Below are 13826 nucleotides of genomic sequence, written 5' to 3'. Positions count from 1 at the left end.
TTGTCCCGTTGTTAAGGACAAGAACTTCTATGCAACTATCGGAAGCTAGTACAATCAGCCTGGTTATCGGCAGGCGCAACCGTTGTTATTGTCGTACGTGCACTCGAAGTTCGCGCATGACGTCCGGGATATTCGTATCCATGGCGTCGACGCCAATAGCCTGCAGGCGGGCGAATACGTCAGGGTCGTCCGACATGCTGCCGTATACGTAGTAGCCTCGTTCACGCAGCTCGGCAACTCGTTCCGCGGATAGATGCTGCAATGGCGTATTGAAAATTTGCGCCTGCAGGCTTTCCAATAGCTCGATCGGGTGCTCTACCCATTGCCCGCAGATCGGCGCGGTTCGAACTTCCGCATTCACGTCGCGCACCGCTTTCACTAACCTGTGCTGAAACGACATCAGTTGCACCTGATCGTTCATGCCATGCTCGGCAACGAGCAGCGCTGTTCGATGGGCTAGCGTAAGATCCTCGCAATCCGCTGCCTGTTTCATCTCGATGCTGAGCCATATGCGATTCCGCGCCCAAGCAAGCGTCTCCGCCAGCGTTGGAATGCGCTGCCCTGCGTAGGCTTCCGAGAACCAGGAGCCTGCATCCAGCTCGCGCAGCTCCGCAAGCGTATAGTCGCTTAACGGACCATGCCCGTTCGTTGTTTTGCCCGTATTCAAATCATGAAAGACCACGATCTCCCCGTCCTTCGTCAGTTGAACATCAAGCTCGATCAGATCAGCCCCGCAGTCCAAGGCGCGATCGAAAGCAGCCATCGTATTCTCGGGCGCATAAGCCGAAGCGCCCCGGTGAGCGCCGATGGCAATGCCGCGCATGCCGTTGAAAATCGTTCTCCTTGTCATCCTATCCATCCCTTTCAGTCTGAAGATGACATTCATTGTACCATGATGATTTCGCTTTGAAAGATAACGTTTTGTTAAAGCGGTTTAATGCTACTTTTTTCCTAAATGCCTAAGAATTCTCCTGAATTTATTCGAATAAATGTGACTTTGTAACGAAATATCGATATTTACAATAACTAATCATCATTCTTAAATAGATTTTACAAAACCGGTTTAAGCTTAACAGCGTGTCCGGTATCACGGAAGAAAGCGAGGTTTAACGATTTTGGCAACTATTGACGACGTCGCGAAAGCATCCGGCGTTTCCAAAGGAACGGTCTCGAGCGTCTTCAGCAAGAAGCGTCCAATCAGCAAAGAGGTTACTGAGCGCGTTCTTGCTGCGGCTAAAACGCTAAACTACAAGCCGAATTATTGGGCGAGGAGCCTCGTGAACCGATCCACACGCATACTCGGATTAAATATCAGGGGCGAATCGCTGGAATTCGGTCAGTTTCACCACTCTTTACTTAACGGCGTCCTGCGCGTCTGTTACGAGAACGGCTACCGCCTGCTGGTCAATGCGCTGTCGCCGGCCTACCTCAGTCAAGTCGAGAACATTTCTTCGGATCCGGTGGATGGCGAAATCTTGCTGGACCCTATCGAATCGGACGGCAGGATTGAGGAGAGGCTTCTGAGCGGCGTACCGATCGTGATCATCGGCCGCCCGCCTGCGCTATACGAAGCGCGGGTAAGCTACGTCGATAACGATAATGTCGGCATGGCCGCACAGGTCACACGCTACTTAATCGAACTGGGGCACACGGAAATCCTGTTTCTCAATGCGCCGGCTTCGAGAACGGTATCGGTGGATCGCAGCTTCGGATACAAAAGCGCGTTCAAGCTCGCCGGCCTGCAGCCGAAGCCCGAGCTGATCCTGCACAAGCCGCTTAAGGGCGAGTCTGCGCACGCCTTCGGTTACGAGGCGGCGCTGGCCAGATTGACGGCTTCGCCGGAAATTACGGCGGTCATCGCCGATACGGACATGATGGCGCTCGGCGTATACAAAGCGGCGGATCAGATGGGGCTGCGCATTCCGGAGCAGCTGTCGGTATTCGCGTTCAGCGACGATACCGTGCTCTCGCCGGAATTCTCACCGCCGCTTACCGGCGTCCGGCTCCATGCCGACCGGCTTGGCGTTGAAGCGCTGCGACTCCTGCTTGAACAGCTGAACGCGGATCAGAAGAGCGCCAAGCGGGTGCTTGTTCCGACGGAGCTCTCGATTCGCGGCTCCTGCGCTGCACCTGCCGCTAGCGGCAAATAAAGGTAGCCGTTCCTTACGATATGGCAATTGCAACAGATATTTACTTGCTCTAATACGCATATAACGGTTGGCTGTCGCTCTACATCACACGGATTCATAATACCAATACGCTCATGCATTCAGGAGGTTATCTACCCATGAAAAAAGTAATGTTAACGGTGTCTACGGTTGCCGCTCTCGGAACACTGCTTCTGTCCGGCTGCGGTTCGGAAAGCGGATCGAGCAATGCTGCAAATACGCCAGGGGCTGGTAATGCACAGACCGGCAATAGCGCGAACGCCCCGTCTAATGCTCCGGCGGCGGATATGAAGCTGCGGATCCTAGACGGTAACGTCGGAGGCAAGACACCGGAAGAGACCACGAAGTTCGCGGCGGAAATCACGCGACTGACCGGTATTGACACTTCGATTGAGAAGCCGGCAAGCGATTACGATCAGAAAGTACTGACGGCACTAGGCTCCGGCGAGAAATACGATCTGATCGAGCTCAGCGATCTCGGCAAGCTGGCTACTTTTGTGGATCAAGGCGTCGTTACGGACCTGACGGATTTCGTCACCGGCTCCAAAGTGCTCTCCGATCCGACTGTCGTTCCTACAAGCGAATGGGAGCAGCTGAAGGACAAGGACGGCAGAATCGTCGGCGTATTCAACAAATTCCAAGGCGGCACGATGCCGATCGTGCGCAAGGATTGGCTGGACAAGCTTGGCCTGCAGGATCCGAAGACGCTGGACGAGTACTACAACGTGCTTAAAGCGTTCAAGGAAAAGGATCCTGACGGCAACGGCAAGAATGATACGTACGGCCTCAGCACGGCGGATATTTACGATATACAAGCCTTCATGAGCGCCGCAGGCGTTAAGGCGCATTATGTAATGAAGGACGGCAAGCGCACGATTCCGTACGCGACAGAAGCAGCCATTCCGATTTATGAATGGTTCGCCAAGCTGGTGAAGGAAGGCATCATGGATCCAAACTTCGTGACGAACGACTCGGGCAAGATGCGTAATCTGTTCCTCACCGACCGCGTTGGCATGGTCACTTATTGGGATGCTTGGGTTGGCATGTTCAATAACACGCGCAAACAAGAGGATCCGAACACGACGTTTAATGCAAAGGCGCTTTCGAGCATACCGGGTGCTGACGGTACCGTCCTGATGCGGCGCGGAGATCCGGATTTCTGGATCATTCCGGCCAATGCCGAGCATCCGGAAGCCGCGAAGAAGTTCCTGGAATTCTGGCACACGGAGCCGGGCATTATGCTCGGAAGCCTGGGCATCGAGAATGAGGATTACACGAAGGAAGGCGATGCGTACAAGCTGACGCCGACCGGAATCGAGCATAACATGGACCACGGAGTACCGTTCTGGTACAACCAGAACGTGGAGTATCCGTTCGGCAAGCTTCCTGGCGTGCAAGAGGCGCAAGATCTCGTGAACAAGAACGCGACGCTTGAATTGTCATTGCCAGGCTGGCCAGATGCGGAGAAGATCGTCAAGAATTATGCGCTTAAAGCAATGTCCGGTCAAATGGACGCTGCGGAAGCCGTGAAGAAGATGCACGATGAGCTGCTTGGGAAGAAACTGATCGACGAGTAAACCTGATCCGTATGAACGGAGCATAAGCAGGCAGGGGAGCGTGGATCCCCTGCTTGCCTGCTTTCATCCCGATCACTTTACCAGATAAGGACGTGAAGAAAAGGATGAGATTATTGAAGAAATACAGCGCCCTCTACGTCATGATGGTGCCGGTGATCGCTTATTTTCTTGTTTTTGCTTATTACCCGCTCGTGAAAGGGCTTCAGACCAGCTTTCAGGATTACAAGCTGATGGGTGACAGACCTTACGTCGGATTCGCGAACTATTCAGCGGTGCTTCATGACTCATTGTTCTGGGATGCAGTGGTCAACACGCTTGTCATAGGAGGAGGCATTCTCTGCTTCAGCTTTGTCGCGCCTCTTGCTATCGCACTGTCACTCAACGAAGTGCTGAGGACCTGGTTCAAGAAGGCGGCGCAGATGATTTTGTACGTACCGCATCTTCTCTCGTGGGTCGTTGTTGGAGGGATCTGGATTTTCATGCTTTCGCCCGACAGCGGGATTATCAATATGATTCTTGTCCATGTGTTTCACATGAAGCCGATTAATTTCATGGCCGACTCCGGATGGGCGCGCTGGATCTTGATTCTCCTTGCAACCTGGAAGGAGATGGGCTATACCTGCATCCTGTTCCTGGCGGGAATCGTGTCGATCAATCCTTCGCTCTACGAAGCGGCGCGCATGGACGGCGCGTCCCGCTGGAAGCAATTAATCTACGTCACGATTCCGCAGCTCAGCAACACGATGAAGGTTGTTTTCCTGTTGAATACGCTTGGCATACTGCGGATCTTTGACGAAGTATTTATCCTACGCAACCCTACGATTGCCGCGAAAGTGGACGTGCTGATGATGTACACGTTCCAGAAGGGGATTCTTGAAATCCAGCTTGGCCCCGCGGCGGCCGCCAGCTTCTTCGTATTGCTATTAACGCTCGCGCTGACACTCGTCGTACGGCGAATCACGCGATTTGATGAGGTGTAATGACTATGTCCGATCGATTCGAACGGCTTGGCTGGAAGAGTAAAGTGTTCGACGCGTTGAATGTCTTGTTCTTGTTTGGTCTCATGCTTACCATGATTATTCCGTTCATTAACGTACTGGCGCTGTCCTTCTCTTCGGGCATCGCCTCCATGAGGCCGGAAATCGTGCTGTGGCCCAAGCAGTTCAGCGCGGAGGGCTATGCCATTGTATGGAAAAGCCTGGATATCTGGCGTCCCCTGATGAACAGCGTTATCGTAACCGTGATCGGCACCGTGCTGCATGTGCTGCTGTCCAGCTTAGCCGGTTATGTATTCATCTATCCTCGTCTACCGGGAAAGAAGATAATGCTGACGTTCATTCTGATCACGATGATGCTGCCCCAGGAAGCGATTATGATTCCGCTCTATGTGGTTAACAAAGACTTGCATCTGATCAACACGCTGAGCTCTCTAGTACTGTCGGGTCTCGTGTCTGGGTTCTCGATCCTGCTCATGCGCAGCTTCTTCCTGAACGTCCCTTACGAGATGTCGGAGTCGGCCAAGATCGACGGCGCCGGCGAGTTCCGTATCTTCCTGACGATGTATATGCGTCTAGCCGCTGCGGGTCTTGCAACCGTGACGCTGTTCGAGTTCGTCGGACGGTGGAATATGTTCACCGCGCCGGTCATGTTCATTAACGATTCCATGAAGTATACGCTCCAGGTCGCGCTGAAGGCGATGATCATCGATACGAGCAGCAATTCCGGTACCTATATGGTCACAACCAACGTGCGGATGGCAGGTATCGTCATCAGCATCCTTCCGCTGCTGGCGGTATATCCGTTCGTGCAGAAGTATTTCATGAAGGGCATCCTGCTCGGAGCCAGCAAAGAATAGGAGGAAGTATGATGGAGATGAAGAAACAGCGGTTCGTGCTGCGCAGATGGATTGACAAAGAAGAGCAGCGTTCTTATTTGGAGGTTCCTTTCGCGGTGGAAGGAGCTGTGGAGCGTATCGATATCGCTTATCGCTATGAACGTGAGGCAGCCGGGGGAGCAGCGGTCGTCGATATTGGCCTTCGCTCGCCGAAGCGAATCGTCGGCTGGAGCGGCGGCGCTCGCGAAGCGTTCTTCGTCGGTACAGAGAAAGCGACCCCGGGCTATCTGGCCGAACCGATTGTCGAGGGCGAATGGGCCGTGCTGCTCGGAGCGTACAAAATCCCTGAAGGCGGAGCGGAGGTTATCATCGAAGTCGAGTTAACGAGACCGCATGGCCGGTGGATGAAAGGCGATCTACACATGCACAGCGTGCACAGCGACGGGAGCTACACGATCGGGCAGGCGAAGGAATCATGCAAGGCCCGCGGTCTGGAATTTATGGCGCTAACGGATCATAATACGACTTCTCAGAATCATGAGACGCTTGTTCCCGACGAAGAGCTGCTGGTCATTCCTGGCGTGGAGCTGACAAGCTATTTTGGCCATGCCAACGTCCTTGGCGTGTCGGATGCGCTGATGGATTTTCGCGTCACGACGTCGGAACAAGCAGGCGAGGTGCTCGGTGAAGCGCGCAAGCGCGGAGGCTTCGTGTCGCTTAATCATCCGTTCTGCCCGTCTTGTCCATGGGAGCTCGGATTTGACTTGCCGTATGATGCTATAGAGGTATGGAACGGCCCGTGGCGAGGACTGAATGAGCGCGCGCTTGCTTGGTGGCAAGGGCAGCTTGCTCAGGGTCACCGCTTGATCGCCCTTGGCGGGAGCGACGCTCACCGGGAGGAACGATTTGTAAAACACGGCCGGCCAACGGCATCCGTTTGGGCGGAAACCGACACGGCGCAAGGCGTGCTGGCGGGTATTCGTCAGGGCCGCGTCGTGCTGCAATTCGATCCTGACGAGACTTGCTTGGCTCTTACGGCCGGCGAGTATGGCATTGGCCAGACCATTCCTTTGACGGCCGTCGATGGAAAGGACGGGATCCCGCTGACGATCAACGTTTGCGGAGCCAAAGGCGACCGCGTAGCCTTATGGTCGGACCGCGGCATCGAGGCAATATGGGACATTGCCGATTCGCATGCGTCCATCGAGGCAAGACAATGGGAGCAGGATGCCGCTGAAGCCGGCGGCTGGACCGTTCAGCGGGAAGTCGCCGAGATTCTCGAGTTCGATGCGCCGGACAATAAAAACTGCGCTCCTTGGGAGCCGGATGCCGTGGTACTTGCAGGCGCCGTTGCGCCGCGAACGGTTGAAGCGGAGAACGGTCAGGTCCTGCTGGAATTCCATGGCTCAAGCGACCGGTTGTTCTACAGGCTGGAGGCACGACGCAGCGTGGAGGGATTGAAGCAATCGGCAGTGACCTGTTTGACGAATCCGATATACATCGAACAAGAAGGAAGGACTTGGTGATTGCTTCGCTTCCCGGGCTAGATTCATCCCCAAGGCCGCTCCGCTGCTAGTGCTTGGAAGCTTACATTTTTGGTCATACTGGCTAATAGCAAAAGACGTAAGAGGGAGGCCAAGTATGACCATTCTGCCGATACATGAACGGCTTGCTGAGTTATGGATCATTCGAGGTAGCAGGCGTCTGACCAGTGAAGAGCAGGCGGATTTCGAGCACTGCCTGGCGGTCAATGCTATGCATATGAGGCAATTAGCCGGTTTGTACAATTTATCGCTGGCCGCGTCCATAGCCGGGGATGTCGAATGGCAGCACGAGATTTGCCAAAGGCTGGAGAAGCTGAGCGGCTTGCCGCCGGGTTCTCCTCAATTTTAAGAATGAGAAAAAGCACCCGCAAAAGGTGCTTTTCTTCGTCTATCCTCTTATCCTGCGTAAGGCATATTGTTGTAGATGCGTGCGGCATTTACTTTGCCGCTGCTCAGGTCATCCGTTGTAAAACCGGAGACCAAGTTCCCAACTTTGAATTCTTTTTCCAGCAATTCATCGGATTGCTCGCCGGCTGTTGGTTCAGTGATGCCCATTATCGTGTCAGGAGTAACCGTTACCCAAACATCATTAACCTTAAAGCTCTTGCCGTCTTCGCTTACTTCAGAGATGACGCCGTTTAGATTTGCCGCCATCTTGGCTGTAGTAGCAGGCTTGCCGGCATCATCCTTTTGAGGCGCAATCAAGTTGTAGATTACATCAGCCTTTACATTGCTTGTGCTTACATCTTGGGAGGTATAACCGGACACGATATCGCCTACTTTAAATTCCTTATTGAGCAGCTCCTGGGACGGCTCCGCCGCAGTAGGCTCGCTGCTTCCCAGCTGCGTTTGATCGGTTACTTCAACCCACAATCCGCCTACCTTGAAGCTTTTTCCATCCTCGCTTACTTCGGAAATTACGCCTTCAATATTAACCGATACTTTGCCTTTAATAGGAGAGTTTGTTGTCGCATCAGCCGTCTGTTCCTGCTTAGTCGGTGAAGGTACCGTGTTGTTTGGATTCTGATTGACACTAATAACGCCAGCTGCCAAGACCGCGCATGCCGCGATACCTACTGTCCAACCCGTCCATTTCTTTTTGTTCTTTTCCATAATAATCCGCTCCTTATTTATTGTAGAGTTGTTTGTTGTGTTCGCTAATGCGCGCTTTAACTTCCGAGAGGTTGCCTTTTTGAAGTTTTTGCTGGTTCGCAATTTCGACATTGCAAGCTTATAAATAGATTTATTAGGGTCAAATAAATGGAACATTTCAGCACCTCCTCCTTAACACTTGTAATACAACTGAGTGACGAATTATTTTTCATTGATATTTTATTTTTTAGTAGACTCATAAAAGCTTAGCGCCGCCCCTAGCTGCTTCATGCTCTATAGGAGGGAATGCATCATAATCTGTGGAATAAAGTGTAAGCAAAGGAAGGAGGCTTTTATGACGAATAGAATTGTAGTCGTAACGATAGGTAAAACGCATAGCGGTAAGACGACATTCGCAAAGCAGTTAGAGTTGCAATTAAAGAATGCCGTTATGATTGACCAAGACAATCACGCATCGTTCATAAACGCTTATTATGAATCGCTGCGTCCTAAAGAAGGCCCAAATAAGCTGAAATATGCGGTTACTCAATCGATAATCGATTACGCGGTAAATCAGACCGATTGTCATATCGTGTTATGCAATTCTAATCTCGCGCGAAAAGGTCGCATGGAAGTATTGAACTATTTTCGAAGCAAAGGGTTTATTGCCATTCTCGTTTATTTCGATATTCCGGAGGACGTACTTCAAATACGGGTAAAGGAAAGTCAGCGCAGCAAAGACATTTTTCGGAGTGGCTCAACGTTCGAAGACGTGCTTGCCCGACAACTAAAGAACGAGATATCGGTGCCGGAGAAAGACGAAGCTGACTATCTATATGTAGTCAGAAGCAATGAAGTAGACGTACCGATGATTATTGAGAAGATTACGGAAATTAACGAGCGTATAAGACAATGAGGAAGGGGAGATATAAACTTATACTCGGATGGGGAGTTTATTTTATTGCGATATGGCTCATGAGTTATTATTTTATCGGGATTGACTTTAATAAGTCTGTACAGATGGCAGCTTTAATTACAATTTTACATATTTTAATAGGGTTTATAGATAGATATTATAAGAGGAAAACCAAATAATCGTGGTTTGAACTTAGTTTGAACGATAAAACAGCGGAGCAGTCTGCCGTCGGCAGGATGCTCCATATCCATCGTCATCACCATTAGTCTGCTGCTGTAAAAGGATCTGGCTATTTTTGAAATCCTCGTTAGCCTTGGTGACAAAAAAATGGCCATCTTTGGATATTTAATGTTCAAACTTGCGTACACTATACCCGTCGAAAACATCATGCACATGGAGGATGAGAAAATGGGTAAAATTGCGATATTCGGATTCGGCCGCATCGGCAGACAATTGCTGCGCGTCGCTCTTCAGGACAAGCTCTTTGTTCCGGTTTCGGTATCGGATATCAAGGACGAGGGCACGCTTGCCGCTCTGTTCGAGGTGGATTCCAACTATAAGCGTTGGCACGAGGACGTATCCTCCAAAGAGGGTGTCATGGTCATCGGCGGACGAGAGATTCTATATATTAATTCCTCTCAGGAAGTACCGGACTGGAAGGCACTCGGCGTGGATCTCGTTGTCGACTGCACGGGCCGTGCCGTCGTCCGTTCCGTCGCGCAGGTCCATTTGGACCGCGGCGCAAAACGCGTTCTGATCAGCGGCCCGAGCAAATCCCTCGACGATTGCGACGCGGTGCTGCTTAAGGGCATCAACCTCGACAGCTTCGATCCCGACAAGCACCGGATCATCAGCATGGCCAGCTGCACGACTAAAGCCTTGGCCGCCGTCGTAAAGCTGGTTAAAGAAAACTACGGGATCAAATTCGGACTGTTCTCCACGGTCCATTCCTATACCAATACGCAATCGTTGACGGATCAGCCGATGCGGGACCGCCGGGACTCGTGGGCGGCGGCCGAAAACATCATTCCGTCTTCTTCAGGCGCGGCCAAGGCGCTCAAGTTCATCTGGCCGGACCTGCAGATTACGGGCAAAGCGTACCGCATTCCGACCCGCACGGGCAGCATCGCCGAGCTTAACCTGATCACCGAGAAACCATGCTCGGTGCAGGAAGTGAACGATATGTTCCGCCGCGCCTCGCGAGAAGGAGACCTGAAAGGCGTCATGGACGTACTCGAGGACGAATGGGCGTCGTCGCGGATCGTTGGAGACCCGCATACCTCAATCATTGATCTGCCTCTCACTCACGTGGAAGGGGAGCTCCTGTCCGTCGCGACGTGGTATGACAATGAATGGGGCTTCGCTACTCGCCTGGCGGAGGTTGCGGCATTTTTGGCGAATAAATAACTTAAACACAAGGGGCAGACAAACCGTACAGCCTAACTTTATCTTATCAAGAGCCGCGTTAATGCGGCTCTTTGGTGTTATGAGGTGTTTGTGTCGTTAACATTAAATATAATGTTCCTATAATACACGAGTCAGAAGTCCGTTGGCATGTTTAAGAAATATTGAAGACAGCAGCGGGAAGGGCGGCTTAGAATAGTTTGTTTCAATGGATTTGATTGACCCGGCCGCAATTATTCTGTAAGATTTTGTTAAGAGTTGCTTTGTGAGCAAGCAGCTACCTTCAAGGTAAGGGGATGATTTATCAATGATTCATCAGCTTGAATGCCCGGTGGAGACAATCATTCATGTTTTAGGCGGCAAATGGAAGCCAATGATTTTATGGCATTTGATACAATCCAATAAACGATTCAACGATCTGGAAAAGCTTATACCCGATGCTTCCCAAAAAATGCTTTCCCAACATCTTCGGGATTTGGAACGAGAGGGCATAATCGATCGAACGGTCTACCCGACCGTCCCTCCAAAAGTAGAATATTCTCTTAGCGAATATGGTAAAACATTGATTCCTGTGGCTGAAGTTATGTGTGCTTGGGGAGAAAATCATAATAAACGGAAATTTGAAGAATCCGCGTCATAAAGAAAGCTGCCATCCTTGGCAGTTTTTTTGTTTGCGGTCAAATTTTTTCCGAATCACTCTGTCTGTTTAAAACTTACTTTAAAGTAAGGTCCCCACTTTAAAGTGCGTTCTTATCAAGATTTTTAAGCGATGCTATGCTTGAATCAATTCAGAGATGAATAAACGGAGTCATTAAATAAAGGAGGAAAAACGATGAAAATCATTGTTTTCGGAGCAACGGGAAATACGGGAAGAAGAGCGCTGGAGCAAGGGTATAGAAGGGGACATGAAATGACTGCATTCGTGCGAAACTCCGAGAAGTTCTACGAGCAGCAAGGAGAGAGTTCCGCCAGACAGGTGAGGGTGGTCGTGGACGATATCCTGAATCCGGCAAGCGTTAGAGAGGCGCTCTCGCATCAAGACGCCGTTATTATTGCTGCCGGCCATGCGGGTCAAGGAGATGAGTTTGTTCGTCTCGTTGATAATATTATAAGCCAATGCGAAGTTCATCCTAGCTTTACCGGAAGGGTATGGGTAATGGGAGGCGCTGGCCTGCTGGATATTCCATACACGGATTTCATTGGCAATAATCTTCCAGGCTTCCCGCCTGCGTACAAAACCCACAACCGAAACTATGAACGATTGCTGCAATCAAAGCTCGATTGGTCCATTATGTGTCCGGGAACCATGCTTGATTCGACTGAGCCTCCGGCGCCCAGCCATCTAAATGTGACAACGGAAGTCTTACCCCTATCCATTCCGAAGGCGATTAAGGAATATTCCGAGGCAGATCTAGCCGGTTATTTGTTCAGCCGACTTCAAGATCTAGACGTTGCTTATGATGATGTTGTCAAATGCATGATGGACCATATGGAGCTCGATGGGCCTTTCAAGAGAAAAAGGGTTGGCCTCGCCTGTCAAAATGATAACGCTGTACGCTAAGGAGCATATGGGAGCTTGGGGCAAACATCATTAAAGAAGGCAACTCCATTTGGAGTTGCCTTTCCTTGATTTCCATTCCTTTTAATAATAAGGTGCCATCATCAGGAATACGACAACCCCGGTTAAGCTGACATAGAGCCAGATCGGCATTGTCCAACGAGCAATTCTACGATGTTTATGCAACTGATTGGTCCATCCCCATACGAGAGTGAACAAAGCGAGAGGCACGATGATAGCCGCCAGAATGCTGTGAGAGATCAGAATGAAGAAGTAGATCGGCCGAATAATGCCTTCACCGCCGAATTTCGCCGTCTCCGTCGACATGTAATGGAACGTTAAGTAGGAGACAAGGAATAACAATGTAGATGAGAATGCGGCGATAATAAAGCCTTTGTGAAGCTTTACGTTCTTTCGCAGGATCGCAAACAACGCTACAAGCAGGAAAATGAAGGTAAAGCTGTTTAACACCCCATTGATTCTTGGGAAAAGGGTAATGTCGAAATCGATATCTCCCTTGTAGCCAATAGGTGAGAAGAACAAGAGTAAAATAACGATATTAGCGACCAATGAGATGGTGACGATGGCACCTGTGTAATTTTTGTTGCTCGTTTGCCCCGGTTCATTGTATCTTTCGCTCATTTAAAACAAAGATCTCCCTTCCTGACACATGGTAATGGCTTCATTATAGACGGTTTTAACGAGCAGCAATCAGACACTGTTGTCAAAATGGCGAAATCTTATTGACGATTTATAGTCTTTTCAGAAGTTGGGCCGTTACGGAGGCATTATGGCGTGATATGAAGGGAATTGCTTCAGTATTGTTGAAATAACCTAATACGATTTGAACTACCAGTAGGCGGTGAGTAGGATGGATGAGTCAGTTTTAGATTTTTATGATAACCTAGCGGAAGATTATCATCTTATATTCGTTGATTGGAAGCAGGCTATTTCTTGGCAAGGTGAGGTTCTAAGCAATTTCATTCATTCAAAACTCCATTTTTTTATGGAAGGAGGAACTTCTCTATTGGATTGTTCCTGCGGTATTGGAACTCAAGCCATTGGACTAGCCAATCACGGATTTAAAGTTACGGGGACCGATCTAAGTTCTGCGTCCATAGAAAGAGCAAAAAAAGAGGCAGAATCTTTAGGAGTGGGTATCAACTTCGGATTAGCAGATTTTCGTTCTTTAGAAAGAGATGTTCCCGGAGTCTATGATGTTGTTCTTTCCGCAGATAATGCAGTCCCGCACCTGCTGACCGATGAAGATTTATATCTGGCTGTAAGGAACATGTATTCCAAAGTTAAACAGGGAGGCATTCTTCTTCTTACAATCAGGAATTATAATGAGCTGGTAAATGAAAAGCCTAGAGCCACAGAGCCTCGCGTTTTCGATAACGGCAAACGAATTGTATTTCAGGTATGGGATTGGGCAGATCACGAGAAAACCTATCGAACTAACCATTTTTTATTGCAGGAAATTAACGGGCAGTGGATAACCAAGCATAACAAGACACAATACAGAGCTTTATTAAGAGAAGAGCTTACTCCTATTCTGAGTATGGCGGGTTTCTCGGATATCGAATGGACAATGCCCTCCGTATCCGGTTATTACCAGCCGATCGTAACGGCTCGTAAAACTGTGTAATTCTATGCTGAAAAAAGTGGAGCAGTCTGCCGGCAGCAGCTGCTCCACTTTAACCCAAAGGCAGTAGTATAGCGTAAGAAGAGCC

At 50.1% G+C, this 13826-nt stretch carries 14 protein-coding genes; 11 read left to right on the top strand and 3 right to left on the bottom strand.

Translation table 11 applies throughout. The annotated features are described in order from the left end of the window. Positions 1-85: 85 nt before the first annotated feature. Positions 86-850 (bottom strand): glycerophosphodiester phosphodiesterase, encoded by a 765-nt coding sequence (locus M3194_RS14000; RefSeq protein WP_251654690.1) that lies wholly within the window; start codon positions 848-850, stop codon positions 86-88. A gap of 265 nt (positions 851-1115) precedes the next feature. Here M3194_RS14000 and M3194_RS13995 point away from each other — a divergent pair, with 265 nt between their 5' ends. The 6 genes from M3194_RS13995 (at position 1116) to M3194_RS13970 (ending at position 7472) form a co-directional block, all read left to right on the top strand. Further along, positions 1116-2150, top strand: a complete 1035-nt coding sequence (locus tag M3194_RS13995; protein WP_251654689.1) for a LacI family DNA-binding transcriptional regulator — start codon at positions 1116-1118, stop codon at positions 2148-2150. A gap of 137 nt (positions 2151-2287) precedes the next feature. Continuing rightward, positions 2288-3745: an extracellular solute-binding protein gene (locus M3194_RS13990; RefSeq protein ID WP_251654688.1), complete on the top strand. Its 1458-nt coding sequence runs from the start codon at positions 2288-2290 to the stop codon at positions 3743-3745. Between the two features lie 104 nt (positions 3746-3849). After that, positions 3850-4725, top strand: a complete 876-nt coding sequence (locus M3194_RS13985; RefSeq protein ID WP_251654687.1) for an ABC transporter permease subunit — start codon at positions 3850-3852, stop codon at positions 4723-4725. Between the two features lie 5 nt (positions 4726-4730). Continuing rightward, positions 4731-5600: a carbohydrate ABC transporter permease gene (locus M3194_RS13980; RefSeq protein ID WP_251654686.1), complete on the top strand. Its 870-nt coding sequence runs from the start codon at positions 4731-4733 to the stop codon at positions 5598-5600. 11 nt (positions 5601-5611) lie between these two features. Continuing rightward, positions 5612-7105 carry a CehA/McbA family metallohydrolase gene (locus M3194_RS13975; protein WP_251654685.1) on the top strand — a complete coding sequence of 498 codons (1494 nt, stop codon included), beginning with the start codon at positions 5612-5614 and terminating at the stop codon, positions 7103-7105. Positions 7106-7220: 115 nt separating this feature from the next. Beyond that, entirely contained in the window at positions 7221-7472 is a 252-nt protein-coding gene (locus M3194_RS13970; protein WP_251654684.1) for a DUF7667 family protein, read from the top strand. Positions 7473-7519: 47 nt separating this feature from the next. Here the strand turns inward: M3194_RS13970 and M3194_RS13965 are convergent, their stop codons facing one another. Next, positions 7520-8236: a DUF5666 domain-containing protein gene (locus M3194_RS13965; RefSeq protein WP_251654683.1), complete on the bottom strand. Its 717-nt coding sequence runs from the start codon at positions 8234-8236 to the stop codon at positions 7520-7522. A 334-nt stretch (positions 8237-8570) separates the two neighbouring features. On the opposite strand from M3194_RS13965, the gene M3194_RS13960 reads away from it, so the two are divergent. From M3194_RS13960 to M3194_RS13945, 4 genes are all read left to right on the top strand, one after another. Then, entirely contained in the window at positions 8571-9131 is a 561-nt protein-coding gene (locus M3194_RS13960; RefSeq protein ID WP_251654682.1) for an ATP-binding protein, read from the top strand. Between the two features lie 408 nt (positions 9132-9539). Then, positions 9540-10538: a type I glyceraldehyde-3-phosphate dehydrogenase gene (locus M3194_RS13955; protein ID WP_251654681.1), complete on the top strand. Its 999-nt coding sequence runs from the start codon at positions 9540-9542 to the stop codon at positions 10536-10538. A 304-nt stretch (positions 10539-10842) separates the two neighbouring features. Continuing rightward, positions 10843-11175, top strand: coding sequence for a winged helix-turn-helix transcriptional regulator (locus M3194_RS13950; RefSeq protein WP_251654680.1), 333 nt, complete (start codon positions 10843-10845; stop codon positions 11173-11175). A 192-nt stretch (positions 11176-11367) separates the two neighbouring features. Continuing rightward, positions 11368-12096, top strand: coding sequence for an NAD(P)-dependent oxidoreductase (locus M3194_RS13945; RefSeq protein ID WP_251654679.1), 729 nt, complete (start codon positions 11368-11370; stop codon positions 12094-12096). Positions 12097-12177: 81 nt separating this feature from the next. Here the strand turns inward: M3194_RS13945 and M3194_RS13940 are convergent, their stop codons facing one another. Next, a complete protein-coding gene (locus tag M3194_RS13940; protein WP_251654678.1) occupies positions 12178-12735 on the bottom strand; it encodes a DUF420 domain-containing protein in 558 nt (185 codons plus the stop codon). Between the two features lie 229 nt (positions 12736-12964). Here M3194_RS13940 and M3194_RS13935 point away from each other — a divergent pair, with 229 nt between their 5' ends. Next, complete coding sequence (locus M3194_RS13935; protein WP_251654677.1) at positions 12965-13741, top strand: class I SAM-dependent methyltransferase; 777 nt, start codon at positions 12965-12967, stop codon at positions 13739-13741. The last annotated feature ends 85 nt before the right edge of the window (positions 13742-13826 follow it).

The organism is Paenibacillus glycanilyticus (assembly GCF_023715145.1).
In the GTDB taxonomy this organism is placed as follows: Bacteria; Bacillota; Bacilli; order Paenibacillales; family Paenibacillaceae; genus Pristimantibacillus; species Pristimantibacillus glycanilyticus_A.
The sequence above is the reverse complement of the archived record's forward strand: the minus strand, read 5'-3'. Positions and strand labels throughout refer to the sequence as shown.

What these genes read in the sequence shown, in the direction of transcription:
- M3194_RS13970 (WP_251654684.1), top strand. Translation starts at nt 7,221, where the DNA reads ATGACCATTCTGCCGATACATGAACGGCTTGCTGAGTTATGGATCATT.
- M3194_RS13935 (WP_251654677.1), top strand. Translation starts at nt 12,965, where the DNA reads ATGGATGAGTCAGTTTTAGATTTTTATGATAACCTAGCGGAAGATTAT.
- M3194_RS13985 (WP_251654687.1), top strand. Translation starts at nt 3,850, where the DNA reads ATGAGATTATTGAAGAAATACAGCGCCCTCTACGTCATGATGGTGCCG.
- M3194_RS14000 (WP_251654690.1), bottom strand. Translation starts at nt 850, where the DNA reads ATGACAAGGAGAACGATTTTCAACGGCATGCGCGGCATTGCCATCGGC.
- M3194_RS13945 (WP_251654679.1), top strand. Translation starts at nt 11,368, where the DNA reads ATGAAAATCATTGTTTTCGGAGCAACGGGAAATACGGGAAGAAGAGCG.
- M3194_RS13940 (WP_251654678.1), bottom strand. Translation starts at nt 12,735, where the DNA reads ATGAGCGAAAGATACAATGAACCGGGGCAAACGAGCAACAAAAATTAC.
- M3194_RS13960 (WP_251654682.1), top strand. Translation starts at nt 8,571, where the DNA reads ATGACGAATAGAATTGTAGTCGTAACGATAGGTAAAACGCATAGCGGT.
- M3194_RS13955 (WP_251654681.1), top strand. Translation starts at nt 9,540, where the DNA reads ATGGGTAAAATTGCGATATTCGGATTCGGCCGCATCGGCAGACAATTG.
- M3194_RS13965 (WP_251654683.1), bottom strand. Translation starts at nt 8,236, where the DNA reads ATGGAAAAGAACAAAAAGAAATGGACGGGTTGGACAGTAGGTATCGCG.
- M3194_RS13975 (WP_251654685.1), top strand. Translation starts at nt 5,612, where the DNA reads ATGGAGATGAAGAAACAGCGGTTCGTGCTGCGCAGATGGATTGACAAA.
- M3194_RS13990 (WP_251654688.1), top strand. Translation starts at nt 2,288, where the DNA reads ATGAAAAAAGTAATGTTAACGGTGTCTACGGTTGCCGCTCTCGGAACA.
- M3194_RS13980 (WP_251654686.1), top strand. Translation starts at nt 4,731, where the DNA reads ATGTCCGATCGATTCGAACGGCTTGGCTGGAAGAGTAAAGTGTTCGAC.
- M3194_RS13950 (WP_251654680.1), top strand. Translation starts at nt 10,843, where the DNA reads ATGATTCATCAGCTTGAATGCCCGGTGGAGACAATCATTCATGTTTTA.